24 protein-coding genes and 4 tRNA genes are annotated in these 25437 nt (G+C 45.4%); 13 read left to right on the forward strand and 15 right to left on the reverse strand.

Going from position 1 to position 25437, the window contains the following annotated elements; translation table 11 throughout:
* Window positions 1–401: 401 nt before the first annotated feature.
* From ACQEXU_RS18055 to aspA, 6 genes are all read right to left on the reverse strand, one after another.
* Window positions 402–1412, reverse strand: a complete 1011-nt coding sequence (locus tag ACQEXU_RS18055) for an ornithine carbamoyltransferase (RefSeq protein WP_427011825.1) — start codon at window positions 1410–1412, stop codon at window positions 402–404.
* A gap of 97 nt (window positions 1413–1509) precedes the next feature.
* On the reverse strand, window positions 1510–2421 hold the full coding sequence (gene arcC, locus ACQEXU_RS18060) for a carbamate kinase (RefSeq protein ID WP_427011826.1): 912 nt from the start codon (window positions 2419–2421) through the stop codon (window positions 1510–1512).
* 54 nt (window positions 2422–2475) lie between these two features.
* The gene (arcA, locus tag ACQEXU_RS18065; protein ID WP_367987479.1) at window positions 2476–3699 is read right to left on the reverse strand and encodes an arginine deiminase; all 1224 of its coding nucleotides are present in this window, start codon (window positions 3697–3699) and stop codon (window positions 2476–2478) included.
* 749 nt (window positions 3700–4448) lie between these two features.
* Window positions 4449–5897, reverse strand: a complete 1449-nt coding sequence (locus tag ACQEXU_RS18070) for a YfcC family protein (protein ID WP_367987478.1) — start codon at window positions 5895–5897, stop codon at window positions 4449–4451.
* Between the two features lie 509 nt (window positions 5898–6406).
* The gene (locus ACQEXU_RS18075; protein WP_367987477.1) at window positions 6407–7714 is read right to left on the reverse strand and encodes an anaerobic C4-dicarboxylate transporter; all 1308 of its coding nucleotides are present in this window, start codon (window positions 7712–7714) and stop codon (window positions 6407–6409) included.
* A gap of 158 nt (window positions 7715–7872) precedes the next feature.
* The gene (aspA, locus tag ACQEXU_RS18080) at window positions 7873–9324 is read right to left on the reverse strand and encodes an aspartate ammonia-lyase (RefSeq protein ID WP_367987476.1); all 1452 of its coding nucleotides are present in this window, start codon (window positions 9322–9324) and stop codon (window positions 7873–7875) included.
* Between the two features lie 303 nt (window positions 9325–9627).
* On the opposite strand from aspA, the gene ACQEXU_RS18085 reads away from it, so the two are divergent.
* Complete coding sequence (locus ACQEXU_RS18085; RefSeq protein WP_367987475.1) at window positions 9628–10137, forward strand: FxsA family protein; 510 nt, start codon at window positions 9628–9630, stop codon at window positions 10135–10137.
* A 59-nt stretch (window positions 10138–10196) separates the two neighbouring features.
* On the opposite strand, the gene trmL is transcribed toward ACQEXU_RS18085, so the two are convergent.
* The 4 genes from trmL to ACQEXU_RS18105 all read right to left on the reverse strand — a co-directional run bounded on the left by trmL (window position 10197) and on the right by ACQEXU_RS18105 (window position 13513).
* Window positions 10197–10673 carry a tRNA (uridine(34)/cytosine(34)/5-carboxymethylaminomethyluridine(34)-2'-O)-methyltransferase TrmL gene (gene trmL / locus ACQEXU_RS18090; RefSeq protein ID WP_367987474.1) on the reverse strand — a complete coding sequence of 159 codons (477 nt, stop codon included), beginning with the start codon at window positions 10671–10673 and terminating at the stop codon, window positions 10197–10199.
* 74 nt (window positions 10674–10747) lie between these two features.
* Window positions 10748–11362, reverse strand: coding sequence for a superoxide dismutase (locus ACQEXU_RS18095; protein WP_427011827.1), 615 nt, complete (start codon window positions 11360–11362; stop codon window positions 10748–10750).
* A gap of 76 nt (window positions 11363–11438) precedes the next feature.
* A complete protein-coding gene (cpxA, locus tag ACQEXU_RS18100) occupies window positions 11439–12821 on the reverse strand; it encodes an envelope stress sensor histidine kinase CpxA (RefSeq protein ID WP_427011828.1) in 1383 nt (460 codons plus the stop codon).
* Window positions 12821–13513 (reverse strand): response regulator, encoded by a 693-nt coding sequence (locus ACQEXU_RS18105; protein ID WP_427011829.1) that lies wholly within the window; start codon window positions 13511–13513, stop codon window positions 12821–12823. The genes cpxA and ACQEXU_RS18105 overlap by 1 nt, the downstream gene beginning before the upstream one ends.
* A gap of 190 nt (window positions 13514–13703) precedes the next feature.
* Between ACQEXU_RS18105 and ACQEXU_RS18110 the strand changes: the two genes are divergently transcribed.
* From ACQEXU_RS18110 to pfkA, 3 genes are all read left to right on the forward strand, one after another.
* The gene (locus ACQEXU_RS18110; protein ID WP_427011830.1) at window positions 13704–14207 is read left to right on the forward strand and encodes a CpxP family protein; all 504 of its coding nucleotides are present in this window, start codon (window positions 13704–13706) and stop codon (window positions 14205–14207) included.
* Between the two features lie 131 nt (window positions 14208–14338).
* Window positions 14339–15247: a CDF family cation-efflux transporter FieF gene (fieF, locus tag ACQEXU_RS18115; protein WP_427011831.1), complete on the forward strand. Its 909-nt coding sequence runs from the start codon at window positions 14339–14341 to the stop codon at window positions 15245–15247.
* A 265-nt stretch (window positions 15248–15512) separates the two neighbouring features.
* Window positions 15513–16475, forward strand: a complete 963-nt coding sequence (gene pfkA / locus ACQEXU_RS18120; protein ID WP_367987468.1) for a 6-phosphofructokinase — start codon at window positions 15513–15515, stop codon at window positions 16473–16475.
* A 67-nt stretch (window positions 16476–16542) separates the two neighbouring features.
* On the opposite strand, the gene ACQEXU_RS18125 is transcribed toward pfkA, so the two are convergent.
* Window positions 16543–17049 (reverse strand): MgtC/SapB family protein, encoded by a 507-nt coding sequence (locus ACQEXU_RS18125; protein ID WP_367987467.1) that lies wholly within the window; start codon window positions 17047–17049, stop codon window positions 16543–16545.
* Between the two features lie 76 nt (window positions 17050–17125).
* On the reverse strand, window positions 17126–18148 hold the full coding sequence (gene epmB / locus ACQEXU_RS18130; protein ID WP_427011832.1) for an EF-P beta-lysylation protein EpmB: 1023 nt from the start codon (window positions 18146–18148) through the stop codon (window positions 17126–17128).
* Between the two features lie 33 nt (window positions 18149–18181).
* On the opposite strand from epmB, the gene efp reads away from it, so the two are divergent.
* The 3 genes from efp to rraA all read left to right on the forward strand — a co-directional run bounded on the left by efp (window position 18182) and on the right by rraA (window position 20363).
* Window positions 18182–18748 carry an elongation factor P gene (gene efp / locus ACQEXU_RS18135; protein ID WP_367987465.1) on the forward strand — a complete coding sequence of 189 codons (567 nt, stop codon included), beginning with the start codon at window positions 18182–18184 and terminating at the stop codon, window positions 18746–18748.
* Between the two features lie 108 nt (window positions 18749–18856).
* Complete coding sequence (locus ACQEXU_RS18140; protein WP_367987464.1) at window positions 18857–19774, forward strand: 1,4-dihydroxy-2-naphthoate polyprenyltransferase; 918 nt, start codon at window positions 18857–18859, stop codon at window positions 19772–19774.
* Window positions 19775–19850: 76 nt separating this feature from the next.
* On the forward strand, window positions 19851–20363 hold the full coding sequence (gene rraA, locus ACQEXU_RS18145) for a ribonuclease E activity regulator RraA (protein WP_427011840.1): 513 nt from the start codon (window positions 19851–19853) through the stop codon (window positions 20361–20363).
* 41 nt (window positions 20364–20404) lie between these two features.
* Here rraA and ACQEXU_RS18150 read toward each other — a convergent pair whose 3' ends face one another.
* On the reverse strand, window positions 20405–21754 hold the full coding sequence (locus tag ACQEXU_RS18150; RefSeq protein WP_427011833.1) for an MATE family efflux transporter: 1350 nt from the start codon (window positions 21752–21754) through the stop codon (window positions 20405–20407).
* Between the two features lie 100 nt (window positions 21755–21854).
* The gene (tpiA, locus tag ACQEXU_RS18155; protein ID WP_427011834.1) at window positions 21855–22625 is read right to left on the reverse strand and encodes a triose-phosphate isomerase; all 771 of its coding nucleotides are present in this window, start codon (window positions 22623–22625) and stop codon (window positions 21855–21857) included.
* A gap of 264 nt (window positions 22626–22889) precedes the next feature.
* Here tpiA and ACQEXU_RS18160 point away from each other — a divergent pair, with 264 nt between their 5' ends.
* Together ACQEXU_RS18160 and ACQEXU_RS18165 are read left to right on the forward strand one after the other, a co-directional pair.
* Window positions 22890–23237 (forward strand): 5-carboxymethyl-2-hydroxymuconate Delta-isomerase, encoded by a 348-nt coding sequence (locus tag ACQEXU_RS18160; RefSeq protein WP_427011835.1) that lies wholly within the window; start codon window positions 22890–22892, stop codon window positions 23235–23237.
* A gap of 37 nt (window positions 23238–23274) precedes the next feature.
* The gene (locus tag ACQEXU_RS18165) at window positions 23275–23703 is read left to right on the forward strand and encodes a DUF805 domain-containing protein (RefSeq protein ID WP_427011836.1); all 429 of its coding nucleotides are present in this window, start codon (window positions 23275–23277) and stop codon (window positions 23701–23703) included.
* Between the two features lie 30 nt (window positions 23704–23733).
* On the opposite strand, the gene coaA is transcribed toward ACQEXU_RS18165, so the two are convergent.
* Window positions 23734–24657, reverse strand: coding sequence for a type I pantothenate kinase (coaA, locus tag ACQEXU_RS18170; RefSeq protein WP_427011837.1), 924 nt, complete (start codon window positions 24655–24657; stop codon window positions 23734–23736).
* A gap of 206 nt (window positions 24658–24863) precedes the next feature.
* On the opposite strand from coaA, the gene ACQEXU_RS18175 reads away from it, so the two are divergent.
* From ACQEXU_RS18175 to ACQEXU_RS18190, 4 genes are all read left to right on the forward strand, one after another.
* Window positions 24864–24939: transfer RNA gene (locus ACQEXU_RS18175), tRNA-Thr, on the forward strand.
* A gap of 35 nt (window positions 24940–24974) precedes the next feature.
* Window positions 24975–25059: transfer RNA gene (locus ACQEXU_RS18180), tRNA-Tyr, on the forward strand.
* Window positions 25060–25094: 35 nt separating this feature from the next.
* A tRNA-Gly gene (locus ACQEXU_RS18185) sits at window positions 25095–25169 on the forward strand.
* A 12-nt stretch (window positions 25170–25181) separates the two neighbouring features.
* Window positions 25182–25257 (forward strand) — tRNA-Thr (locus ACQEXU_RS18190).
* Window positions 25258–25437: the final 180 nt, after the last annotated feature.

Here is a 25437-nt window from a genome sequence, read left to right on the forward strand (position 1 = left end):
ACTGTGCCCGCTAGAGGGTGCAGTGCAAAGCAACAATGTGGTGCCGATGGCTGTTTCATTTCCATACTCCGTAGACAAATTGCGGAGGATTATACGGACAAAAATCGTCAGCGCAAGCGTTTGCGAAAACTATCCAGAAAATGGATTTTTATGCGAAGTTTGCATAATTTAACCACTTTTTCTCGCGCATTGTGATGACTTGGTTGTGAAGGAGAATGGATTGGGATTTGAGAAAATAACGTGAAAAAAAATGCGAGCTTTATTCAGAGCGAAGTTCTTTATTACGCTCATCATGCCACTCGCATTTCCCTGCAGAAATACTCTGAATTGCTGAAACGGTTGTGATCTTGAGAGGAAATACCGTTCCAGCGATGTTGAGTATCAATACCTAGCTGCTGATATTAGTCACCTAGCGTTGCAACCATGATTGCTTTGATGGTATGCATGCGGTTTTCTGCTTCATCGAAGACGATAGAGTGCTCAGATTCGACCACTTCATCTGTCACTTCACAACCCTCTTTTAGCATTGGGTAATCTTGTGCTAACTGTTTACCGACAGTGGTATCTTCGCCATGGAATGCTGGCAAGCAGTGCATGAATTTCACATTTGGGTTGCCTGTTGCTTTGATCATGTCCATGTTCACTTGGTATGGCAGCATGAGGTTGATACGCTCAGCCCAAGCTTCTTTCGCTTCACCCATAGATACCCATACATCAGTGTAGAGGTAGTCACAGCCTTGAACACCTTCTTTCACATCATCTGTGAGGGTGATTTTCGCCCCTGTTTTTTCAGCGATTTCGCGGCACTGAGCAACTAGTGCTTCTTCAGGCCAGAACTGTTTTGGTGCCACTAGACGGATGTCCATGCCCATTTTCGCAGCGCCAACCATCAGTGAGTTACCCATGTTATTGCGTGCATCACCTAGGTAAGCAAACTTCATTTCGTGCAGTTGTTTGCCACGGCCGTGCTCCATCATAGTTAAGAAGTCAGCCAAGATTTGTGTTGGGTGGAATTCATCAGTTAAGCCATTCCATACTGGAACACCAGCGTAAGCGCCAAGCTCTTCTACGATTTCCTGACCAAAACCGCGGTATTCAATACCATCGTACATGCGACCTAAAACGCGCGCGGTGTCTTTCATTGATTCTTTATGGCCAATTTGAGAACCAGAAGGGCCTAAGTAAGAAACTTGGGCGCCTTGGTCAAAGGCCGCAACTTCGAAGGCACAACGAGTACGAGTTGATGTTTTCTCGAAGATCAGAGCAATGTTTTTCCCTTTTAGACGCGGTTGCTCATAGCCGTTGTATTTCGCTTTTTTCAACTCTGCAGAAAGATCCAAAAGGTGTTGGATTTCGCGAGGAGTAAAGTCTAATAGTTTTAGGAAGTTACGGTTGCGTAGGTTGAAAGCCATGATGTTTTCCTTCTGTTCAATGAGCGCTTTCCGTTCTTAGTTGCAGGGAAAGAGGTAAGAAAGCGCAGTAAATTTGGATGAAATAAATTAAGTTCAATTAATCGCGAGTAATGTTGGTGCCCGCGGTGCCTTGTAGAATGCGTAGGCCATCTTCGAGTGAGCCGATCCCCACCACTTTGCCGCCTTGCTTAATGAATTCGCAGGAGGCCTCAATTTTTGGTCCCATCGATCCCGCATCAAATTCGTATTTAGCGAGCTCACTTGGGTTGGTATTACGCAGCGCATGCTGTGTTGGTTTGCCCCAATCGAGGTACACCGCATCCGCATCCGTTAGGATAAGTAGCGCGTCCGCATCGAGCTGTTTGGCAAGGAAAGCAGCCGACATGTCTTTGTCTATCACCGCTTCTACGCCAACAAGCTTGCCATTTTCACGTTTTACTGGGATGCCACCGCCACCGGTACAAATCACTAGATGACCTTCATCGATCAATTTCGTGATGGCGTCATGTTCGATGATGCCAGTTGGCTGTGGGCTAGGGACCACGCGGCGGAAATGCTTGCCGTCAGGTTTGACCGTCCAGTGATATTTTTCAGCCATTTCACGAGCTTCGGCTTCTTCATAAATTGGACCGATTGGTTTGGTTGGGTCGGCAAACGCGGGATCGCTTGGGTCGACCGTCATTTGTGTCAACATGCAGGTCACGTTGATATTCGGCATTTGATTTTTGAATTCTTGCATCAGCATGTAGCCGATCATGCCTTGTGTTTCACTGCCCAAAACATCGAGTGGGTATGGATTTACCTTTTTATATTCAAGGCCTTGAAGCGCAAGTAGACCAACTTGAGGGCCATTGCCGTGCACTAAGACGACGTTGTACTCCTGAGCAATGGCAGAAATGGTTTTGACAGCAATTTCAATATTGTGGCGTTGAACGTCTGCTTCCAACGGTTCCCCGCGACGAAGAAGAGCGTTACCACCAAGTGCTACGACGACAGTTTGCTTAGTCATGATCTGTTCTCTTTATCTTGTCTGGCCGGGTTGCCCCGGCCATAGGGTTATTGGTTAGATTCCGTCACGCTCGATTGGGCAGCTCATGCAGCGTGCGCCGCCGCGGCCACGACCGAGTTCATCACCTGGGATAGGTAGCACAGTGATGCCAGCTTTGTCGTATTTCTCGTTGGTGTACACGTTGCCTTCATAGCCGATCACCACACCCGGTCTCACGGTAAGCACGTTGTTTGCATCATTCCATTGCTCACGCTCGGCGTTGAAGTTGTCGCCACCTGTGGTGATTAAGTTGAGCTTGTCGACGCCTAATGCTTTTTCAATTGCAGTGACGAAGTAGCCTTCTTCTTTCACATTGACCGCACCTGATTCATCGCCGGTTAAGCTCCAGCATTTCACGTCTTTGCGCACAACTTCTGGGTAAACAGAGAAGGTGTCTTCACGCATGTGAGTCATCACGGTATCAAGGTGCATGCAAGAGCGGTGTTTTGGTAGCTCCATTGCGATGACTTGTTTAGCTTGTCCGTGTTTGAACAGGCCAGATGCTAGATGCTCAACGCCTTGTGCTGTGGTGCGCTCAGACATACCAATCAGTACCGTGCCACGGCCAATGACTAGTACGTCGCCGCCTTCAATAGTGGAGTTGTCGTAGTTGATGTGTTCATCGTCGCCAAAGTACTTAATGAAGTCTTGTCCTGCGAATGTTGGGTGCCAGCGATAAATTGCACGAACATGGTTGGTTTCGCGTTGACGTGCAGGTTTTGCCATTGGGTTGATGGAAACGCCGCCATACACCCAGCAAGAGGTATCACGAGTAAATAGATGGTTTGGTAGTGGCTCAATGATGAAGTCAGTTGGTGCATGAAGTCCTTGCATCATTGCTGAAGATTTCATTGGCATATCAGCATAAGACAAGCCACCAGTTAGAATTTTTGCTAATTCCAAGTTAGGTAGGTCACCTAAGTAGCAGCGTACGTCGTTAGCAAATGTTTTGCCTAAACGGTAGTCAGACACTTGTTGGCGAAGCAACCATTCTTTCGCTTCTGGAACGGCTAATGTGTCGGCCAGTAAATCGGTGAGTAGTAAAACTTCAACACCCTGATCGCGTAGGGTTTGTGTAAATACATCATGTTCTTTACCCGCACGCTCTACAGCCAGTACGTCATCAAACAGCAAATCGTGGCAGTTAGACGGTGTTAAGTGAGTGAGAGCGCGTCTCGGGCGGTGAACCAATACGCGACGTAATTGACCGATTTCAGAACCTACGTATAACTTACTCATGATCGTATCTCTCTTATATTTCAATTAGTCTTTTATTCAAAAACTAATAATTAATTTTGTAGGGGAAGAGGTGTGAATTAATTTATTCACTTATCTGTTCTGAAATTTATATTACGCCTGTTTGGGGAGGAATCTTAGAGGTCAATCACAGAACGTTTTTTCTTGTTAAACCCAGTAATGACGGGGCTTTTAACAATATCTATTCAAAAGAAAAGTTGGTTTTTAAACTGTAGATACTTACTTTGAAGGGAATTTTATTCATCCATTATTCGAACAATTCAGTTTGAGCAGTTAATCTATGAAAAAGTATTCCTTATTATTTTAAAAATAAAAGAGAGTTTTGGCTGTCTTTATGCACTAGATCTTCTTAGATATATTCATTTGAGGTGGATTTTAATTATCTTTTAACAAATATTTTATCTATAAAAACCACTTGGATCACACAGAGTATTGGCTATTTCCTTAATGAAATAACGTGATGTTTAATTAATTGCTCTCACTGTATTTCATCTCTATTTTTGTTTGTTGTTTAGTTAGCCATAAAAAGTCACTAAATATCCAATTATTTGGATAAACCAGCGCATAGTATAGGAATACTTATGACATCAATGCTGTGGGTACAGCGTGAGAAGCTTTTGGACACCTATGATCCAAAAGGGGGGGAGTGTGGTAGAAAGCCCACGGCATGATGGAAAATGAGATAGAAAAAAAGCCGCAGAATGCGGCTTTTGAAGCAGGAGACGTGCGTATTAAAGAACCGCACCGAGGCTGAGCGCAATAATGCAGAATAGCAATAGGATACCCAGCAGTGGTGCTACCCATTTGACGTAACGGACATAAGGAACCCGCGCGATAGCAAGGCCACCCATGACCACGGCGGATGTTGGCGTTACAAGGTTGACCAAACCAGAAGCGGATTGATACGCGGTGACGACAAGATCGCGACCCACACCCGCGAAGTCAGCCAGTGGCGCCATGATAGGCATGGTTAGTACCGCTAAACCTGAGCTAGAAGGCACGAGGAAAGAAAGCAGTACTTCTAGGAAGAACATCACGTTAATGAAGATGACGGATGATAAGCCAGTGACCATCTGTTCAGCAGAGAACAAAATGGTGTCGGTGATCATACCGCGGTCCATGACCACCACAATACCACGAGCAATACCGATGATCAGCGCAACGCCAAGTAGGTCACGAGCTCCGTCGATGAAGCTGGTCGTAAACTCTTCTTCACTCATACGAGCGACCAAACCAATTAAAATCGTAGCGGCTAGGAACATGGCTGAGATTTCTGCCATCCACCATCCGGCAACGGATACACCGTAAATCATGACGGCAAAAGCCAAACCGAAGATGGTTAAGATAAGCTTACGGGTACCAGTGAACTCTAAGCTCTCGCCAGTTTGGTTACCAAGGAAGTGCGCTTTGTTCTCTTCGTATTTGTCGTACACAATGGATTTAGTTTGGTCTTCTCGCACCATGCGAGCATAGCGCATAACATAAGCCACACAGATCACCCAACCAATGACCAATACAGCTGCACGCAGAAGGATACCATCTGTAAATGGAATGCCCGCAGCGTTCGCCGCAATTACCGTTGCAAATGGGTTGATGGTTGAACCAAGAGTACCAATACCAGCGCCAAGTAAAACCGTCGCAGCAGCAACCAGTGGGTCAAAGCGAGCTGCCATCATCACGGGCACCAAAAGGGTGTAGAAAGGCAGTGACTCTTCGGCCATCCCGTAGATGGTGCCCCCTGCGGCAAACAGTGCCATCAATATGGGGATCATCATTTCTTCGCGACCTTTGAGTCGGTCGGTAACACGCTCGATCCCGGCGTCAATCGCGCCAGTCTTGGTTACTAAGCCAAGGAAACCACCGATAACCAAAATAAACAGCGACACGTCAATCGCAGCCGCTTCGTAAGTATTGTGATCATAGAAGCCATCAATTGGCGCAAGTAGCACATCAATGACACCTTGAGGGTTACCCTCAACGGCTTTATAGGTCCCGGTAATCGGAACTTCACGACCAAGATCTTCGTTCATTGCACGATCGTACTGACCGGCAGGAACGATCCAAGTCATCAGAGCGACGAGCGCAATGAGGATAAACAAAATGGTGTAGGCTGAAGGGAACTTGAAGTTGGCAAAGAAGCCGCCTTTTTTCTCTTCGGTAGGTACTGTTTGGGTTGTCATGGCTATCTCCTTACTTCTATTAATTTTGTTATCAATAGAAGTGAATCAGCGACTCATTGAATTGTTATAAAAATATTTAGGTTAAAATCAATAACCTTAAATCATTAATTTATTGGACTTTAAATAATTCGGCCTTGATAGAATATTGGCTTACTGAAGGTATTGTATTCATTGAAGGTCAGTTTAAATCTGGCTGCGTTCACAAAATAAAAGACTAATATTAAGCAACAATAAAGGTGTGGTTAATTTATCGGGGTAATTCTTTATAGAAAAGGGATTAATATGCTGTTGTCTTTCATGTCGGAATGGGCAGGAAACTAGCCATTATTGAATATGGCTAATAGATATGGAATTTTATTCAGTTATTTGATTTTTTTTATTTCTCTATTTTTTGGCGACTCTTTTGATAAAAATCAAAATTAGAATGTGATCATGGTTTTTTTATTGGCTTCAAAATAAAACAGGAGCCGAAGCTCCTGTTGAAAATATACGCAACTTAATGAATTTGCTTAAATAAACAAACCACCAAATACAAACCCTAACGCAACTGAAGATGCGATAGTCGCAACACCCGGAATAAAGAATGGGTGGTTGAAGACATACTTACCAATGCGAGTGGAACCCGTGTCATCCATTTCAACCGCTGCAAGCAGGGTTGGGTAGGTTGGTAACACAAACAGGGCACTTACCGCTGCAAAAGAAGCGACTGCGGTTAGCGGTGCGACACCAATAGCCAATGCTGCAGGCATTAATGCAACCGTTGTTGCGCCTTGAGAGTAAAGCAGCATGGAAGCGAAGAACAGAACAAGCGCAAGCATCCATGGATAATCTGCGAGTAGTTCGCCTGCCACTTCTTTGATGCCATCTACGTGAGCATTCACAAAGGTTGAACCTAACCAAGCAACACCCAGTACGCAAACACATGCTGTCATACCTGAACGGAACGTCGCTGCACTTGGAATTTTAGATGCGTCAACCTTAGTGATCAGTACGATTGCAGCGGCAGCAGCAAGCATAAAGGTCATGATGGCTTCGTTACGGCCAAGTGCTGGGTTGTCGATAAGGCCAATTGAATTAGAAATCGCTGCTGCATAGCAGACCACAAAACCGATCGCCGCAAGGAAGATATAGGTTGCTGTTTTTGCTGTCGGTAGGATTTCACGCTGCTTTTCTGTCGCTAGCTTGATAAGGCCTTTTTCCAGACGTTCTTGATAAACGGGATCGTCTTTCAGTTCACTGCCCATGAAGTTCGCTACAAATGCGCCAATCATACAAGCAATAAACGTGGTTGGGATGCAAACCGCAAGCAGTGTTAGGTAGTCGACACCTTTAGGAGCGAGCATGGCTGCGAATGCAACTACTGCTGCCGAAATGGGTGAAGCGGTGATAGCAATTTGAGAGGCCACCACAGCAATTGACAGCGGACGCGAAGGGCGGACACCTTGACCTTTTGCAACCTCTGCAATAACAGGCAGAGTTGAAAAAGCCGTATGACCCGTACCTGCCATTAATGTCATTAGGAAGGTCACGATAGGTGCGTAGAAGGTGATGCGTTCTGGGTGTTTACGCAAAAAGTTTTCCGCAACTTGGACCATCCAATCAAGACCACCTGCAACCTGCATCGCAGCGATGGCGGTGATCACCGACATGATGATGAGAATGACGTCTACCGGAATAAAGGCTTGGCTGGTTGGGACGCCTAAAATGAGTGAGAGGGCAATCACACCCGCACCACCGGCTAAACCAATACCAATACCACCAATTCTGGCTCCTAAATAGATAAAGAGCAGAACGACAAAGAGTTCGACCACTACCATAGTGTTACCTCATGCAATTTTATAATGATTCTGATTATGTCAGTGCTCAGACGAGCCAGTGGTGAAATGAACACTCAGATAATTAGGATCAGAAAGGGCAAAAGTCGTTACCGAATAGGTGACCAAAAAAGGGCCCGTTGGGCCCTTTCCATATCGTCTTATTCGTAACGTTTTGCTTTATATTTTGGATGCATAAAGTTTTCAACGTTTAGAATGTCGTCCAGCTCTTCGTCTGTAAGTAGACCACGTTCTAGTACCACTTCACGTACGCTCTTACCTGTTTCCGCACAAATCTTACCAACGATGTCACCTTCGTGGTGGCCGATGTATGGGTTTAGGTAAGTCACGATACCGATAGAGTTGTATACGTAACCTTCACAGATTTCTTTGTTCACTGTGATGCCATCGATACATTTGTCACGTAGGTTAACGCAAGCGTTAGACAGAATAGATAGTGACTCAAACATACTTTGCGCAATGACTGGTTCCATTACGTTCAACTGTAGCTGACCGCCTTCGGCTGCAAATGAAACCGTGTTGTCGTTACCCAGTACTTTGAAACACACTTGGTTGACGACTTCAGGAACGACAGGGTTTACTTTTGCTGGCATGATAGACGAACCCGCTTGAAGCTCAGGTAGGTTCAGTTCGTTCAGGCCAGAACGAGGACCAGAAGAAAGCAGGCGAAGGTCATTACAGATCTTAGATAGCTTCACAGCCAGACGTTTTAGTGCACCGTGTGTCATTACGTATGCGCCACAGTCAGACGTAGCTTCGATCAAATCTTCAGCTGGAACCACTTCTAGGCCAGTTACCTCTGCAAGGTGTTTAACTGCCAGACCTTGGTAGCCTTCCGGTGCATTCAGACCAGTACCGATTGCTGTTGCGCCCAAGTTGATTTCAAGTAGCAGTTTAGAGGTGTATTCCAATGCACGAATTTCTTCGTTTAGCGTTACTGCCCATGCGTGGAACTCTTGACCTACTGTCATTGGTACCGCGTCTTGTAGCTGAGTACGGCCCATTTTCAGTACATCTTTAAACTCTTGGCTTTTCAGTTCGAAAGCACCTTTTAGGTACTCAATCGCTTCAATCAGTTTGTGTACGCTATTGTATACAGCGATACGGAAACCGGTTGGGTAAGCACAGTTTGTTGATTGGCTCTTGTTAACGTGATCGTTCGGGTTTACGAACTGGTATTGGCCTTTCTCTTTGCCCATCAGTTCCAATGCAACGTTTGCGATTACTTCGTTAGTGTTCATGTTAACCGAAGTGCCCGCGCCACCTTGGAATACGTCTGAAGGGAATTGGTCCATGCATTTACCCGTTTCAAGGATAAGATCACACGCTTCGAGAATATAATTCGCAACATCTTTAGGAATCGCACCCAGCTCTTTGTTTGCCAGTGCTGCGGCTTTCTTAGTCATTACCATGCCACGTACGAATTCAGGTACGTCAGAGATGGTTACATTAGAGATGTTGAAGTTTTCAATCGCGCGGAGAGTGTGAATGCCGTAATACGCATCAGCGGGTACGTGACGCTCGCCCAGTAAGTCTTCTTCAATACGAGTTGCTTGATTTGCTGCTTTAGGAGCATCAGTTAGGGTAGCCATACAGGATCCTTAGACAATTATTCTGATAATAAAGTATTTAACTAGCCATTCTGCAGTGTAAGAATCCATTCGTCAGAATTATAGGCTATATAATCCGTCCTGACTTATACGGCTCATGATACTGTTCTAGACGCATAAAAATAGTAAGTAGATCACCTTTTTTGCTTTTATTTTCTTAATAATTGCAAAGTATGAACAGAGTGTGAACAGTAGGTTGTGTAAGGGCTACAAAGATTTTTACATGATGAGAATTGAAGCGGACATGGGCTTGCGCTTACACTGTTGTTAACAAAGGAGGGGCCAGTGTTTCCTATCTTACTTTTAGCGTTTATTTTTGTGCCGATCATTGAGATTGGTCTGTTCATCTCTGTCGGTGGCGTTCTCGGTTTATGGCCGACGATTGCACTGGTACTCATTACCGCATTTGTTGGGGCGTCATTGGTTCGTAGCCAAGGTATTCAAACATTAATGACGGTGCAATCACGTTTGCAGCAAGGTGAAATGCCTGCACAGCAGATTTTCGAAGGGGTGATGTTGGCCGTTGCCGGGGTACTGCTTTTGACTCCAGGCTTTATGACTGATGCACTCGGCATGCTGGTACTGTTGCCAGCTCCACGTGCCGTCATTGCAAAATACTTGATGAGTAAAATGGTGGTGAAGTCTGTTGGTGGTGGTTTTCAAGGGGGATTTGGTTCAAGCCCGTTTGAGCAAGACCCATTTCATCGTGATCCTTATGACACTAAACATGATGGTCAGACGTTCGAAGGCGAGTATGAGCGCAAAGAAGACGATGAGAATCACCGTTTGAAGTGATTGGATCATAGAATCTAAAAAAGGCGCACTAAGCGCCTTTTTTGATCCGAGAGAGTTTCTTACTGAGCTCCGTCAAATCCCATTTGTCGCCATGCTTCAAAAGCGATGATGGCCACAGCATTCGAAAGGTTTAGGCTGCGTGCTTCTGGCATCATAGGGATACGAATACGCTGCTCCATGGGTAAGCTTTCGATCACTTCCATCGGTAGGCCGCGTGTTTCTGGACCAAACAACAGTACATCCCCTTGTTGATACTGCGCATCAACATGATGACCGGTTGTTTTGGTGGTACAAGCAAAAATACGAGACTCACCTTCACGCTCAGCTAAGTAGTCGAGAAATGCCTGATAGTTTTTATGACGCGTTACACGAGCCAAATCATGGTAGTCCAATCCGGCGCGACGCACTTTCTTCTCTTCCAAATCAAACCCCAATGGTTCGATAAGGTGTAGATTCGCACCACAGTTGGCACAAAGACGGATAATGTTACCCGTATTCGGGGCAATTTCCGGTTCATAAAGAGCGATATCAAACATACTGAAACTAAATCGTTGTGATTGGGACAGGGAGTATAACCCTAAGTAACTTGGATTTGCCAAGCCACTCCAACTTAAGCTTGTTTCAAAGCGTTGCGATAGTTTGTAGCTACTGCATCCCAATCGACCACATGCCACCAAGCATCAATGTAGTCTGGTCGACGATTTTGGTAGTTGATGTAGTAGGCGTGTTCCCAAACATCGAGCGCTAAAATAGGCTCACCACGTTCAGAAACCACGTCCATTAATGGGTTATCTTGATTGCTGGTTGAGGTCACTTTTAATTGACCATCGACCACGATAAGCCAAGCAAAGCCAGAACCAAAGGTGTTGATTGCCGCTTGAGAGAAGGTTTCTTTAAATTGTTCAAAGCTACCGAATGTTTGTTTGATAGCCTCGGCAAGCTCACCTTCCGGCTCTCCGCCACCATTAGGTTTCATGCAGTTCCAATAAATAATGTGGTTGTAATAACCACCACCATTATTACGAACGGCGGGCGCTTGGTCTGAAATCGTCGCAAAAATCGCATCCAGAGGCTTGTGTTCAAGCTCAGTCCCCTTGATGGCAGCAAGGAATTTATCAAAGTAGGTACGATGATGTTTGCTGTAGTGCACTTCCATCGTTTTCGCGTCGATATACGGCTCTAATGCATCATACGCATAAGGAAGTTCAGGAAATTGGTGTGACATAGTAAATCCTCCATGTAAGAAGGATTTACTTTAAATGATAATGGTATTTATTATCAACTGTGTTTGTGTAGGGTTATTACATCGGTTGTAATGGCAACCTGATTTCGACGCGTAGTCCTCCGAGGTGGCTGCGTTTCGCATTGATAGAGCCATTGTGCTGACGAATGGCACTTTCAGTGATTGCCAGCCCCAGCCCTGTGCCGCCACTGTGCCGGTCGCGCGCCGTTGATACACGATAAAACGGACGGAATATCGCTTCTAACTCATGCTCTGGTACGCCTTCGCCATTGTCGTCGACATAAATTAATAACTCATCATTGTGGCATGTTATGGTGACTTCGATGCGATCACGCCCGTAATAAATTGCGTTGCGGGCGATGTTTTCTAATGCACTCATGAGCAGTTTTGGGTTTCCACTGATCACCCGCTCAGGAATATCGCTAAAGTGTAACTGCTTACCCACTTGTTCGGCTTCAAATTGAACGTCTTCTAGAATGGCTTCCCACAAGCTACTGAGTGGCTGCTGCTCGCGAGTTAAGTGGCTATCGACTTGCATGCGTGATAGTTCAAGTAATTCGCCAATCATTTGCTCTAACCGTTGTGCTTCCGTATCGATCCGGGTCAGTTCGGGGCTATCGCCCTGTTTTCGATGGGCTAATGCGGTGGCCATTCGCAAACGGGTGAGGGGAGAGCGCAGTTCATGAGAAATATCGGAGAGCAGTCGTTGCTGACCAGAAATCATTTGGTTCACTGCTTCGACCATTTGGTTAAAGCTGGCCCCAGCTTGGCGAAATTCGGAGGTGCCTTTTTCTAATTCAGGATCGACAACGAACTCCCCCTTTGTCACGCGCTTTGCCGCTTTCTCAAGTTTACGTGCGGGCTGAGAAAGTGCCCAAGCGAGCCATAACAACAGCGGCGTACTGACCAGCATAACGGCTAACAATAGCTGTAACGGTTTGTCGAATAAGCGTAATAAGAAAGGTGGCGGCTGATTCCAGCGAACACCCACATACAACTGAAGGGGCTGCTCAGCCAGTGTGATAGGTAACGGGCCTGCCACCATGTAACTGCCATAGAGCTTCTGTTTTGGTTGCTCAGGGGTCTCAATGGTTGTGACAAAGTTCTTTAAGGCTCTGAGCTTAAAATCATGGTGCTTGCGTGTGGTAAGCAGGTTGCCTTCCGTATCCGTAATAAAAAGGCGAGGACGGCCATCTTGGCGTGAAGAGCGAGGGTCTTCTAGTCGCATTAAGATCTTGCCAAGATCACGACGTCCTTCATAGCGTTGTTCAATGCTGTCTCTGAGTTTGAGCATTCGACTGTAATGCTCAGGAGAAATGTCTCGAGAAACACGAGGGTCAAGATGCGGCAGCGTGAGAACCGCAACGAGCACCAGAAACATGGTGAACCAGAAAATCGCAAAAATACGGCCATACAGGCTGGTGATCTTGGGTAAGCGCATCAGTCGTGCTCCACTAAGAGGTAACCGCGGCCTCGCAAGGTTTTGATCCTCGGTTTGCCGTCGTCTCTTTCCGGTAATTTCTTGCGCAGGTTAGAGACATGCATATCAATCGCGCGATCAAACGCAGCGAGACGTTTGCCGAGTACGTCCTGACTTAAGGCTTCTTTAGTTAGGGTTTGCCCCGGGTTTTGCACAAAATGGCTCAGTAGTGAAAATTCAGTTGTAGTCAGGTCGAGAAGCAGTTGGTTGCAATAGGCTTCTTGTTTGCCCGGATAAATCACAATATCGAGGTAGCTGACATGATCCGTTTGTTTCGCTGTTTTCGTTGTCGTTGATTGAGTGCGACGCAAAATCGCCCGAATGCGGGCAAGTAATTCGCGGTCACTGAAGGGTTTTGGTAAGTAGTCGTCAGCCCCGAGTTCGAGACCAATGACTCTATCGATTTCCTCACCTTTGGCGGTCAGCATCAATACCGGGGTTGCCCATTTATCACGTAGGCGCTTAAGCGTTTCCATGCCATTGAGTTTTGGCATCATCACATCGAGCAAAATCAGGTCGGTCTCGTGGTTTACCGCCGCTAGACCTGCTTCGCCGTCATTCGCTTCGGAGACATTAAAGCCTTCAAAGGTTAAGACTTCTTTTAGTAAACTGGTCAGTTCGATGTCGTCATCAATCAACAAAATATTTGCCATAGGGGACCTTAATGCTGTGGTGTGCTCAGGTTAATATTACTGTGAAATGGTCAATTACTTGAGTGCAAAAATCACTCTTTACGATTCTTTACTTGCTCTATACGTCGCTTTACCTTGCAGCCTCTATTCTAAACTCAAGCGTTGTGAGAACAGCGCAGATAAATCCACATAGATGAGTAAGGAATTGATTATGAAAATGACCAAGAAATTAGTTTTAGCTGCTGTTGTTCTTCCTCTAACCCTAGGTACAGCGAGCGCATTTGCTTTTGGCGGTAAAGGTCACCATAAAGGCATGGGCGGGGAGTGCGGTGGTTTTGACCGTGGCATTATGCGCCAACTAGATTTGACTGATGAGCAGCAAGCACAACTCAAAGAGATGCGCGAGACAAATCGAGCAACAATGAAAGCTCACTTTAGTGAGAATGCAGACGCACGTCGTGCAGAGATGCAAGCCTATCATAACAATGTTCAAGCGTTGATCTTAGCGGAAAACTTTGATCAAGCGGCGGCAAATGAACTGGCCAAGCAAATGGTGGACAAACAGACAGAACGTAAAGTGAAAATGATGGAGAAGAAACATCAAATGCTCAGCATTCTGACACCAGAGCAAAAAGCTAAGTTTATCGAGCTAAAACAAGATCGTATGAAAGAGTGCGGTGACAAAATGCACAAACGCTGGCAGAAAGACTCGTAAAACGAGCGAATCAATAAAGGCGTGTAAATTCAAAGGTGTCCTGAACAACAGGGCACCTTTTTTGTTTGGTTCATTTTTAAACGCAGGTATGGTTATACTTAACGCTAATTAATGATTTGATTCTGCACTCTATGAAACATGAATATGCAAAGTTAGTCACGGCAGCGGCATGGACTGCCACATTGGTTGCGACACTATTGTTGATCGTTAAAGTGGTGGCATGGTGGGTAACAGGTTCAGTGAGTTTACTGGCATCACTGATTGACTCGATGCTCGATATTGCCGCGTCTTTGGTTAATTTGGTGGTTGTTCGCTATTCACTGCAACCAGCCGATCGCGAACATACTTTTGGTCACGGCAAAGCGGAGTCTTTAGCTGCGCTAGCGCAGGCAATGTTTATCTCAGGGTCTGCAGTGTTCCTTATTCTTAACGGTATTGAACGCTTCTTTCGCCCCCATGAGCTGCAATCACCAGAATATGGGGTATACGTCAGTTTATTCGCCATCGTGGTGACGTTTGGTCTAGTGACCTTCCAAAAATACGTAGTGAAACAGACGGGCAGTCAGGCGATCGCCGCCGATTCACTACACTATCAATCCGATTTATTTATGAATGCCGCGATCATGTTAGCGTTGGGACTTAGTTGGTTTGGGATTACTCAAGCCGATGCGGTATTTGCTGTCGGGATCGGTATCTACATTCTTTACAGTGCATTTAGGATGGTGAGTGAGGCGATCCAAACGCTATTGGACCGCAAACTTCCGGATGAAGAATTAGAACAAATTCGCTCTATTTGTGTTGGAGTGGAAGGGGTACTCGGCGTGCATCAATTGAGAACGCGGATGTCGGGCCCAGTACGTTTTATCCAGCTTCATCTCGAGTTGGAAGACAACATTCCACTCATAGAAGCGCATCGCATTTCTGACTTAGTTGAAGATCAACTGCTAGAAGCATTTGCTCATGCCGATGTATTGATCCATCAAGACCCATACTCAGTAGTTCTTGCTGCAGAGAAAGAGCAAAAGTCTCAGGGATGGTAAGTCTGCAACAGGACAAATGGTGTGTTTTTGGCTATCTTTTGTTCAATCAATATCGAGTGTGATTCTGATATGTATCAACAAAGTAATATGCCAAAACTGTAATACTCTTACATAAGTAGAAAAGTTACATAAATCTGTGCAAATAAAAGTAGTATTCCTGTTTAGGACAGGTAACATATCGCACAGCTAACAAGAATTTGAATGGCGGCTTGTAATCCGCTGACAAAAAATTTGAAATTAGATTCCCAATATATCGAGGGTGAGCATGATTAAGAAGATCGGTGTTTTGACAAGTGGCGGTGATGCCCCTGGCATGAACGCTGCGGTACGCGGCGTAGTTCGTACTGCACTTTCTGAAGGTATTGAAGTATACGGTGTATACGATGGCTACTTGGGTCTATACGAAGATCGTATCGAGAAACTAGACCGTTCAAGCGTTTCTGATGTGATCAACAAAGGCGGTACCTTCCTAGGTTCTGCACGTTTCCCAGAGTTCAAAGAAGTTGCAGTTCGCGAAAAAGCGATCGAAAACCTTCAGAAACACGGCATTGAAGCACTAGTGGTTGTTGGTGGTGATGGTTCGTACATGGGTGCGAAGAAACTGACTGAAATGGGTTACCCATGTATCGGTCTTCCAGGCACTATCGATAATGACATCGCGGGCACAGATTACACTATCGGTTACCTAACTGCGCTGAACACGGTTATTGATGCGATTGACCGTCTGCGTGACACATCTTCTTCTCACCAGCGTATCTCTATTGTAGAAATCATGGGTCGTCACTGTGGCGATCTTACGCTGATGTCTGCAATTGCTGGTGGTTGTGAGTACATCATCTCTCCTGAGACTGGTCTGAACAAAGAACAGTTGATCAGCAACATCCAAGATGGCATCTCTAAAGGTAAGAAGCACGCGATCATCGCGCTAACTGAATTGATGATGGATGCAAATGAATTAGCGAAAGAGATCGAAACGGCAACAGGTCGTGAAACTCGCGCAACTGTGCTTGGCCACATCCAGCGTGGTGGTCGTCCAACAGCATTTGACCGTGTACTTGCATCTCGCATGGGTAACTATGCAGTTCACCTTCTTCTTGAAGGTCACGGCGGTCGTTGTGTTGGTATCCAAAAAGAAGAATTGGTTCACCACGACATCATTGACGCTATCGAGAATATGAAGCGTCCTGTTCGCAATGACCTATACAAGGTTGCGGAAGAGCTGTTCTAAATCGCCAAGCGATATGAATAAAAAAAACCACCGTAATTCGGTGGTTTTTTTATGTCTTGTATTTGAATTAGCCGTCCACCGATTTGTTTCTCGAAGGGAGTTTACGGCTTTGAAATTTCTGGTGCACACCGCGACGCAACGACTTAATTCGATTTTCTGCTTTATCTACGCCTAATAGGACCGATAAGGTTAACACCGTGATTAACACCGATTGCTGTAGGTAGCCTAAGCCGATCATCATTCCTAATGCGGCCAGCACCCAAATCACCGCAGCGGAAGTCACGCCGTGGATCTTGCCGTCAAGCGTCATCATCACGCCAGCGCCCAAGAACCCCACACCAGTAATGATTTGTCCAAGCACGCGGGCTTGATCCAAGGTATTTGGGGACAGCGATACCGCCATTGACATAAAGAAGTAGGTTCCCGAGATCACGAGAATCGATGTGCGAATACCGACGGGTTTTCCTCGTGTCTGGCGTTCTACACCAACGAGAATGCCATTAATGGCACAGCAAAGTAGCGCAAGCCAGCTAAAAGGCCCAAGGTCGAAAAACTGTTCGAAAGTTGGTTGCATGTTGACCTCCAAAGCGTCGGAGTATGCATACAAAGACCCGGCTTATCGAACAAATCTTTTTTATCGTTACGACGATTTACTCTAAGTGTAAGTCGAGTGGGGTTTTACTGGCTCGCCCACCTATTTCACGCGTCAATTTAGGGACCAAATAACCGGAGACACGTTCAATCACACCCGCCATGATTTTCTTTGCTTCTTCATCAGAGACAAAAAAGTGTGCCGCGCCTTGGACTTTATCTAACACATGCAAATAGTAGGGAAGGATACCCGCATCAAACAGTGCTTCATTGAGTTCGACCTGATCATCGACTGAATCATTCACCCCCTTAAGCAGGACACCCTGATTAAGCAAGGTGACGCCCGCTTGCTTGAGTTTCATTAATTGCTGCTTCAGCTCTGTATTGATCTCATTGGCGTGATTAATGTGAGTGACGAGAACCACTTGTAGGCGTGTGCCAGAAAGCAATGCGCACAATTGCTGGGTAATACGTGCAGGGATCACCACGGGTAATCGAGAGTGGATCCTCAACCGTTTGATATGCTGAATATCGGCGATATGGTGAATTAGCCATGCCAACTCTTCATCTTTGGCCATCAATGGATCACCACCAGAGAAGATGACTTCATTCAATTCGCAATGGCTGGCTAGGTAATCAAGGCTTTGTTGCCATACCGCTTTACTGCCTTTGTTATCTTGATAAGGGAAGTGGCGACGGAAACAATAGCGACAATTAATGGCACAACCACCTTTCACGATCATGAGTGCACGGTTGTGATATTTATGCAGTAGTCCGGGTACATCATTGTTCTGTTCGGCTAATGGATCGGTTGAATAGCCCTCATGAACATCAAATTCCTCACTCAAGGGTAGGACTTGACGCAAAAGCGGATCAGAAGGATTGCCTTTTTCCATGCGATCGACAAAACTTTGCGGCACACGCTGCGCAAAAAGCTTTCTTGCTTCAAATCCGTGTTGCCATGGTGAAGGGTCGATCTGCAACTGTTGTAACAGTTTTGCGGGATCAGAGATCCCATTCGCTAGCTGTTTGAGCCAGTTTTGCTCAACAGAATCAACTTTTCGGGTTATGATGTGCGGCATTAAATTTAACTCGAAGAATGGTAAGAGGAAAAAATGGCTACTGTTAGCACGAATGAATTCAAAGGCGGTCTTAAAATTATGCTTGATAATGAGCCTTGTGTCATTCTCGAAAACGAGTATGTAAAACCAGGCAAAGGTCAGGCATTTAACCGCGTTAAAATCCGTAAGCTGCTTTCAGGTAAAGTGCTAGAAAAAACATTCAAGTCAGGCGAAACAGTAGAAGTTGCTGACGTGATGGATACAGATCTAGACTACCTATACAACGACGGTGAATTCTACCACTTCATGAACAACGAAACATTTGAGCAAATTGCAGCAGACATGAAAGCAGTTGGCGACAATGCAAAATGGTTGGTAGAAAACAATACTTGTATGCTAACACTATGGAACGGTAGCCCAATTGCGGTAACGCCACCAAACTTTGTTGAACTTGAAGTAATTGAAACCGATCCAGGTCTGAAAGGTGATACGCAAGGTACCGGTGGTAAACCAGCAACATTGTCTACAGGTGCGGTTGTACGTGTTCCTCTATTTATCCAGATTGGCGAAGTGATCAAAGTTGATACTCGCTCTGCTGAGTACGTAAGCCGCGTAAAATAATCGCTGCTTACTAGAAAAGGTCACTTCGGTGGCCTTTTTTGCTTTTTGCACCTTAAAACATGATGTAGCACATTTTTTGCTTGTCATGTTGTTACTAAGATGATGGTTATGAAACAGTCATTACGTATCTGGCTTGATGCCGCCCGACCCAAAACATTGCCACTCGCACTGGTTTCTATATTGACTGGTAGTGTGCTGGCTTTTTCAACGCATCATTTCTCTTTACCAGTGGCGCTGCTTGCGTTCATTACGGCAACATTGCTGCAAATACTATCGAATTTAGCGAACGACTACGGCGATGCGGTCAAAGGGACAGATAATGAAAACCGGTTAGGTCCTACACGCGCAATTCAATCGGGGTCTGTCTCGCTGCAGACGATGAAACAAGCCATCTACCTCAATATTGTGTTAACCATGGTATCGGGTTTGACCTTGGTGTTGTACGCGTTAGATAGCTTCCATAGCATCGTGGCATTTATCGGTTTAGGCATTCTGGCAATCGCCGCCGCCATTGCATACACCGTGGGCAATAAACCTTATGGTTATGTGGGCTTGGGCGATATTTCAGTTTTTATCTTTTTTGGTTTACTTGGCGTTGCTGGGACGTATTTCCTTCACACCGGCACGGTTGAGGCAGCGCTGGCTTTGCCTGCCATTGGTTGTGGCTTGTTAGCGGTTGCGGTGCTGAATATCAATAACCTACGTGATATTGAAAATGATGCAGAGTGTGGTAAACGTACTCTAGCGGTTCGTTTAGGACAAAGACGTGCTAAGCAATACCATTCGTTTTTGCTCAGCGGTGCTCTGGTCGCATTTATCATTTATCTCGTTGCCCAACCTGAACCATTATGGGTCAGCCTGCCATTTTTACTGAGTATGATCATCACGTATAAACACGGTAAAGCGGTATGGAACGCAGATCAGCCTGCACAGATTGCACCTATGATGCCAGTTGTGGTGAAATGTTCATTAATCACTAACCTGTTATTTGCCGGTGTGGTTATAGCTCAAACTCTGGTGAGTTGAAGCGTCTTTGTCATTGCAATGACTTAATGACCCTATATACTCGAGGGAGATGACGATCGGTATGAGAAGAAACGCTATGGAATACAACACCTCTGCTTTATGTGACATTTACTCTGAACAAGTGGATGTCGTTGAACCTATGTTTAGTAACTTTGGCGGCAGCGCATCGTTTGCTGGACAGCTCACGACGGTGAAATGTTTTGAAGACAATGGTTTGATCCGTGAAATCTTAGAACAAGATGGATTGGGGCGCGTGTTGTTGATTGATGGTGGCGGTTCACTACGTCGCGCTTTGGTTGACGCTGAAATTGCTTCTTTAGCGGAAGAAAACGAGTGGGAAGGTATCGTTGTTTATGGCTGTGTTCGTGAAGTTGACGAACTAGAAGACATGAGTATTGGCATCCAAGCACTGGCTTCAATCCCTGTTGGTGCGACTCAACAAGGTGTGGGTGAAGTGGATGTACCTGTCAACTTTGGTGGTGTGACCTTCTTACCTGAAGATTACCTATACGCGGATAATACCGGGGTGATCTTGTCTCAAGAACCACTTGATGTGGATCTCGACGTTGAAGATGACGACGAAGAGTAATGGAAAGATGCAAGAAAGCCGACTGATTCAGTCGGCTTTTTTTATGCTTGATGGGGGGCAGTACAATTCATTTTACGTAAGTGAAGTGCATAAAAATAACCGGATAAGCCTGCTAAGATATTGCCTGCCGCAATACCGATAAACAGCCCTTCAATTTCGTAAACTTGGCTGCCCAACCATGCGCACGGTAGTGTGAATACGAATAAGCGCATAAAACTCCACTGAAAGGCTCGCATTGGCTCATGCAGCGCATTCAATGCGGAAACCAGCATCATTACAACACCTAAAAAACCGTAACTGAAAGGGACAACTAATAAGTAATGCCAGAGTATGTCTTGAACACTTTGTTCCTGAGAGAATAGTGCGGCGAGCGGAATACTCAGCGGTACCATCATGATGAAAATGGTAATTTGAAAAACAACGGAAAACCGCATGGCAAGGAACAAACCTGCAAAACTGCGCTGTGGGTTATTCGCTCCTAGGTTTTGTGCCATAAACGGGGTGAGGGCAGATGTCAGTGACATCAGCACCAAAATTAAAATCGACTCAATCCGCTGCGCTGCACCATAAGCGGCGACTGCTTCAGTACCGTGGCTCGACAATATCATCATCAAAATCGCCCCCGATAGTGGCGTCATTGCATTTGATAAGGCGGCTGGTGTGCCAATCTTGAGTATTTGTTGCCAATCGTGGCGAAGATGAAGCGGCTTTGGTAATGCTAATAACCGCTCTCGTTTTACTAATACGTAAAGAGAACCACATAGCGCACCAAACCAACTCAATGCACTGGCTATTGCAGCGCCTTGAATACCTAATTCAGGAAAAGGGCCGTAGCCAAAGATCAGCAGCGGGTCTAACAGGCCATTGATAACGCCAGCCAGCATCATGATTTTTGCTGGTGTTTTGGTATCACCTGTGGCTCGAATCGCGCTATTCCCAGCCATCGGAATAACCAACAACGGAATAGTGAAATACCAGATCTGCATGTATTGATGAATCAAGGGCAGCAGCTCTGATTTAGCGCCAAGCAGCAAAAACAGCGGGTCAATTGTCAGTAAGCCTATAAAGCAAGCAAGTGTGACCAAAACAACGGCTAAGATGAGCCCATGAGTCGCAAATCGAGCGGCATCGGAAGATTGCCCTTGTCCTAATAGCCGCCCAATACTGGTGGATAACCCCATGCCAATACCCATGGTAATACAGTTAACGGCAAAGGTGATTGGGAAAGTATAACTGATGGCGGCTAGCGCATCGGTACCAAGGAGTGAGATAAAAAACGTATCCACTAAGTTAAACATCAAAATTGCGACCATGCCGAAGGTCATCGGCACCGTCATCTGACGCAGCACTTTTGGAATAGAACCTGTAAGTAGGCCGTGTTTGTCGTGCATGATAAGTACAGCTTAGTGGAAAAGCGTAAGCATACTTGATTCGATTTGTAGATACAAAAAAGGCCAGCAAGTGCTGGCCTTAGAATCAATCACGATGTGATTAAGCTTTTGCTTTTGCCGCTGCTTTAGCGATTGCTGCAAAGCTCTTCGCGTCTAGAGAAGCACCACCAACTAGAGCACCGTCGATGTCTGGTTGTGAGAAGTAAGCTTCTGCGTTTTCTGGTTTCACGCTGCCGCCGTACTGGATGATCACTTGCTCAGCAACTGCTACGTTTTTCTCTGCGATTAGAGCACGGATAGAAGCGTGGATACGTTGTGCATCTTCAGCTGTTGCTGCTTTACCAGTACCGATAGCCCAAATTGGTTCGTAAGCGATGATTGCGTCGTTTAGCGCTTCAACACCGTATGCGTCGATAACTGCGTTGATTTGACGTGCACATACTGCTTCAGTTTCGCCCGCTTCGTTTTGAGCTTCAGATTCACCGATACAGAAAACAGGTTTTAGACCGTTTTCTTTTAGGAATGCAAATTTCTTAGCAACGAACTCGTCTGATTCGTTGTGGTACTCACGACGCTCTGAGTGACCGATGATGATGTGAGTCGCACCAAAATCTTTAAGCATCTCTGGAGACATGTCGCCAGTGAACGCGCCGCTGTTGTTTACGTCAGTGTTTTGCGCGCCAAGGATGATCTTGTTACCGCCTTCTGCGATTAGACGCTCAGCAAGGTCGATGTAAAGTGCTGGTGGAGCAACTGCAACGTCAACGCCAGTTACGCCTTCAAGTTCAGCATTAAGGCCGTTTAGCAGCTCAGTTACCATTGCTTTGCTGCCGTTAAGTTTCCAGTTACCCATCACTACAGGACGACGCATAGGAATATCTCCATTATTAATTAAAAATGTAAAAAACAAACGTGATTGCGAAAGAATATAACAGAATAATTTCAGCAGATCATGATTACCGTCATGTCTTTCTTGGATAGAGTCCAATGGTTGGAGCACTGAATCTGCTGTAAAAGCGCTAAGACGAAGCAGTATCAGTGATCTGGTATACAGAATATAGCGGTTCACTCGGACTTTTCGCGCTTGGATAGGTATATTTATGAAATTATCTTACATCCAAGAAAAGGAAAGATTATGCCTCATCTGGTCATGGAATACTCAAACTCTGTCGATGAACGAGTAAATGTGCAGGGGCTCTTGGAGGATCTCCACCAAATTGCTCTGCAAAGCGGCTTATTCGATATCGGCTCAGTGAAATCGAGGGCGTTGCGCAGTCATCACTGGTTGGTTGGGGATGAGGGAGATAGCGTGGACTTTATTCATATTAGTTTCGAACTGTTACAAGGTCGGACTGAAGAGCAAAAAAGAGAGCTATCAAGAAAGCTTATTGAAGAGCTACAATCTCAAGCTGGACATGTACGAAGCTTGACAGTCAATATCCGAGATATGGATAAAATGTGTTTTCAGAAAATTGTGAATTAAGCCTTTATGGCAAAGAATTAAATTATTGAGAGTAAAGATGTCGATTAAAGAGTTGCTGTTTTCTTTCCAAGGTCGAATTGGGCGAAAAACCTATTGGACATGGAATGTTGCCTATTACGTATTAATTGTTGGCTTTACGATAGGGATGAACACATTATGGCCGTCATTTGCCCATATCGTGTTACCTGTGTTCCTGATTTTAGTGCTGATCCCCGATTTAGCAATTACGGCTAAAAGATGGCATGACCGAAATAAGTCGAGTTGGTGGCTTTTGTTAAATATCCCTCTCGTAATTGGCCGTATGACTATTCCTGTGGCTGGGCCTGGGCAACCAGCAGCGCAGCCAGACTCACTCCAAGTACTAAGTTCAGCGGCCGCATTGATATGTGGTGTTTGGATATTGATAGAGTGCGGCTTTCTCAAAGGCAATGATGGTGAGAATCGCTACGGGCCAGCACCGAAATGATAAAAAGCCAGAGACAAACTCTGGCTTTTTTTATTTGCGTAATAGGATTTGTTGAACGGTATGATCTGCGGATTTCTTTAAGATTAACTGTGCTCGACCACGGGTAGGCAATATGTTTTGGTGCAGGTTCACTCCGTTAATAGAGCGCCATATACTTCGGGCTTTCTCAATAGCTTGTTGCTCAGTGAGCTTAGTATAGTGACTAAAGTAAGAGCCGGGCTTGGTAAAAGCACCAAGACGAAAGTTGAGGAAACGGTCAATATACCACTGTTCTATGGTTTCACTTTCTGCATCCACATACAGTGAAAAATCTAAAAAGTCGGAGACAAAAACTCGGTGAGGATCATGGGGGTAGTCCATGCCTGTTTGCAATACGTTTAATCCTTCGATGATCAGCACGTCAGGGCGGTCGATGATCTTCTCTTGATTGGTAATATCGTAAGTTATGTGTGAGTAAACTGGGACCGAAAGATTGGGCTTACCTGCTTTTACGTCAGACACAAACTGCACCAAACGGCGAATATCATAGGATTCCGGAAATCCCTTACGTTGCATGATATCGCGTTCATCCAACACGCTTTTAGGATAAAGAAAACCGTCTGTTGTGACTAAGTCTACTTTAGGGTGATTATTCCAACGAGACAATAACGCCTTTAATAAACGAGCCGTGGTACTTTTTCCGACAGCAACACTGCCAGCTATCCCTATGATGAATGGGGGAGCGGCCTCTTCGCTTCCGAGAAACTGCTGCAATACCGAATTGCGATTTTGTCGTGCAGCGATATAGAGGTTTAATAGGCGAGCAAGTGGCAGATAAATCTCTACTGCTTCCTCAATCGTCAGATTTTCATTGACCCCTTGTAACTCCTTTAAATCATCAACAGATAAAGTCATAGGTACTGAATTTCGTAATTCAGCCCATTGTTGACGATCAAAAGAAAGGTATGAAGTCATGCGGAATACCTGACGGTTATAAATTTAGAGCAGGGAACATACATCAAGAGACGAATATTGCAAATATCTCAGGTCGTACAATGAGTGAGAATGCGTAATTTTGCACGAAAAATCATCAAATAAACAAAAAGTCATTAAAAAGGCATTTTTTTTTAATTTAGCTATTGCAAGCAAGAAAATCATTCAATAGAATGCGCACCACTTATGCCGACTTAGCTCAGTAGGTAGAGCAACTGACTTGTAATCAGTAGGTCACCAGTTCGATTCCGGTAGTCGGCACCATTCTCTCCTTAGTAGTGAGAATGTTTTGAAAATTTGGAGGGGTTCCCGAGTGGCCAAAGGGAGCAGACTGTAAATCTGCCGGCACTGCCTTCGATGGTTCGAATCCGTCCCCCTCCACCATATTCCTAAGGAAATAGCTCTCAGAGTTACGTGTTGCGGGCATCGTATAATGGCTATTACCTCAGCCTTCCAAGCTGATGATGCGGGTTCGATTCCCGCTGCCCGCTCCACTCTATTTGAGTGCTGATATAGCTCAGGTGGTAGAGCGCATCCTTGGTAAGGATGAGGTCGGCAGTTCGAGTCTGCCTATCAGCACCAGCTCTAAAAGCAAAGTTTTCCTTTTGATATATACTTTATTACCAATATTTTTGGTTGCGTGGTCATCAAAGCCACCTAAATCCGTACCTAGAGGGACAACTCATGTCTAAAGAAAAATTTGAACGTACTAAACCGCACGTTAACGTTGGTACTATCGGCCACGTTGACCACGGTAAAACA

Source organism: Vibrio sp. TRT 21S02, from assembly GCF_050113675.1.
In the GTDB taxonomy this organism is placed as follows: Bacteria; Pseudomonadota; Gammaproteobacteria; order Enterobacterales; family Vibrionaceae; genus Vibrio.

Bases quoted from the DNA above. Each gene is read 5' to 3' on its own strand.
- ACQEXU_RS18055 (WP_427011825.1), bottom strand. From the start codon at position 1,412: ATGGCTTTCAACCTACGCAACCGTAACTTCCTAAAACTATTAGACTTT.
- arcC (WP_427011826.1), bottom strand. From the start codon at position 2,421: ATGACTAAGCAAACTGTCGTCGTAGCACTTGGTGGTAACGCTCTTCTT.
- arcA (WP_367987479.1), bottom strand. From the start codon at position 3,699: ATGAGTAAGTTATACGTAGGTTCTGAAATCGGTCAATTACGTCGCGTA.
- ACQEXU_RS18070 (WP_367987478.1), bottom strand. From the start codon at position 5,897: ATGACAACCCAAACAGTACCTACCGAAGAGAAAAAAGGCGGCTTCTTT.
- ACQEXU_RS18075 (WP_367987477.1), bottom strand. From the start codon at position 7,714: ATGGTAGTGGTCGAACTCTTTGTCGTTCTGCTCTTTATCTATTTAGGA.
- aspA (WP_367987476.1), bottom strand. From the start codon at position 9,324: ATGGCTACCCTAACTGATGCTCCTAAAGCAGCAAATCAAGCAACTCGT.
- trmL (WP_367987474.1), bottom strand. From the start codon at position 10,673: ATGTTTGATATCGCTCTTTATGAACCGGAAATTGCCCCGAATACGGGT.
- ACQEXU_RS18095 (WP_427011827.1), bottom strand. From the start codon at position 11,362: ATGTCACACCAATTTCCTGAACTTCCTTATGCGTATGATGCATTAGAG.
- cpxA (WP_427011828.1), bottom strand. From the start codon at position 12,821: ATGCGCTTACCCAAGATCACCAGCCTGTATGGCCGTATTTTTGCGATT.
- ACQEXU_RS18105 (WP_427011829.1), bottom strand. From the start codon at position 13,513: ATGGCAAATATTTTGTTGATTGATGACGACATCGAACTGACCAGTTTA.
- ACQEXU_RS18110 (WP_427011830.1), top strand. From the start codon at position 13,704: ATGAAAATGACCAAGAAATTAGTTTTAGCTGCTGTTGTTCTTCCTCTA.
- fieF (WP_427011831.1), top strand. From the start codon at position 14,339: ATGAAACATGAATATGCAAAGTTAGTCACGGCAGCGGCATGGACTGCC.
- pfkA (WP_367987468.1), top strand. From the start codon at position 15,513: ATGATTAAGAAGATCGGTGTTTTGACAAGTGGCGGTGATGCCCCTGGC.
- ACQEXU_RS18125 (WP_367987467.1), bottom strand. From the start codon at position 17,049: ATGCAACCAACTTTCGAACAGTTTTTCGACCTTGGGCCTTTTAGCTGG.
- epmB (WP_427011832.1), bottom strand. From the start codon at position 18,148: ATGCCGCACATCATAACCCGAAAAGTTGATTCTGTTGAGCAAAACTGG.
- efp (WP_367987465.1), top strand. From the start codon at position 18,182: ATGGCTACTGTTAGCACGAATGAATTCAAAGGCGGTCTTAAAATTATG.
- ACQEXU_RS18140 (WP_367987464.1), top strand. From the start codon at position 18,857: ATGAAACAGTCATTACGTATCTGGCTTGATGCCGCCCGACCCAAAACA.
- rraA (WP_427011840.1), top strand. From the start codon at position 19,851: ATGGAATACAACACCTCTGCTTTATGTGACATTTACTCTGAACAAGTG.
- ACQEXU_RS18150 (WP_427011833.1), bottom strand. From the start codon at position 21,754: ATGCACGACAAACACGGCCTACTTACAGGTTCTATTCCAAAAGTGCTG.
- tpiA (WP_427011834.1), bottom strand. From the start codon at position 22,625: ATGCGTCGTCCTGTAGTGATGGGTAACTGGAAACTTAACGGCAGCAAA.
- ACQEXU_RS18160 (WP_427011835.1), top strand. From the start codon at position 22,890: ATGCCTCATCTGGTCATGGAATACTCAAACTCTGTCGATGAACGAGTA.
- ACQEXU_RS18165 (WP_427011836.1), top strand. From the start codon at position 23,275: ATGTCGATTAAAGAGTTGCTGTTTTCTTTCCAAGGTCGAATTGGGCGA.
- coaA (WP_427011837.1), bottom strand. From the start codon at position 24,657: ATGACTTCATACCTTTCTTTTGATCGTCAACAATGGGCTGAATTACGA.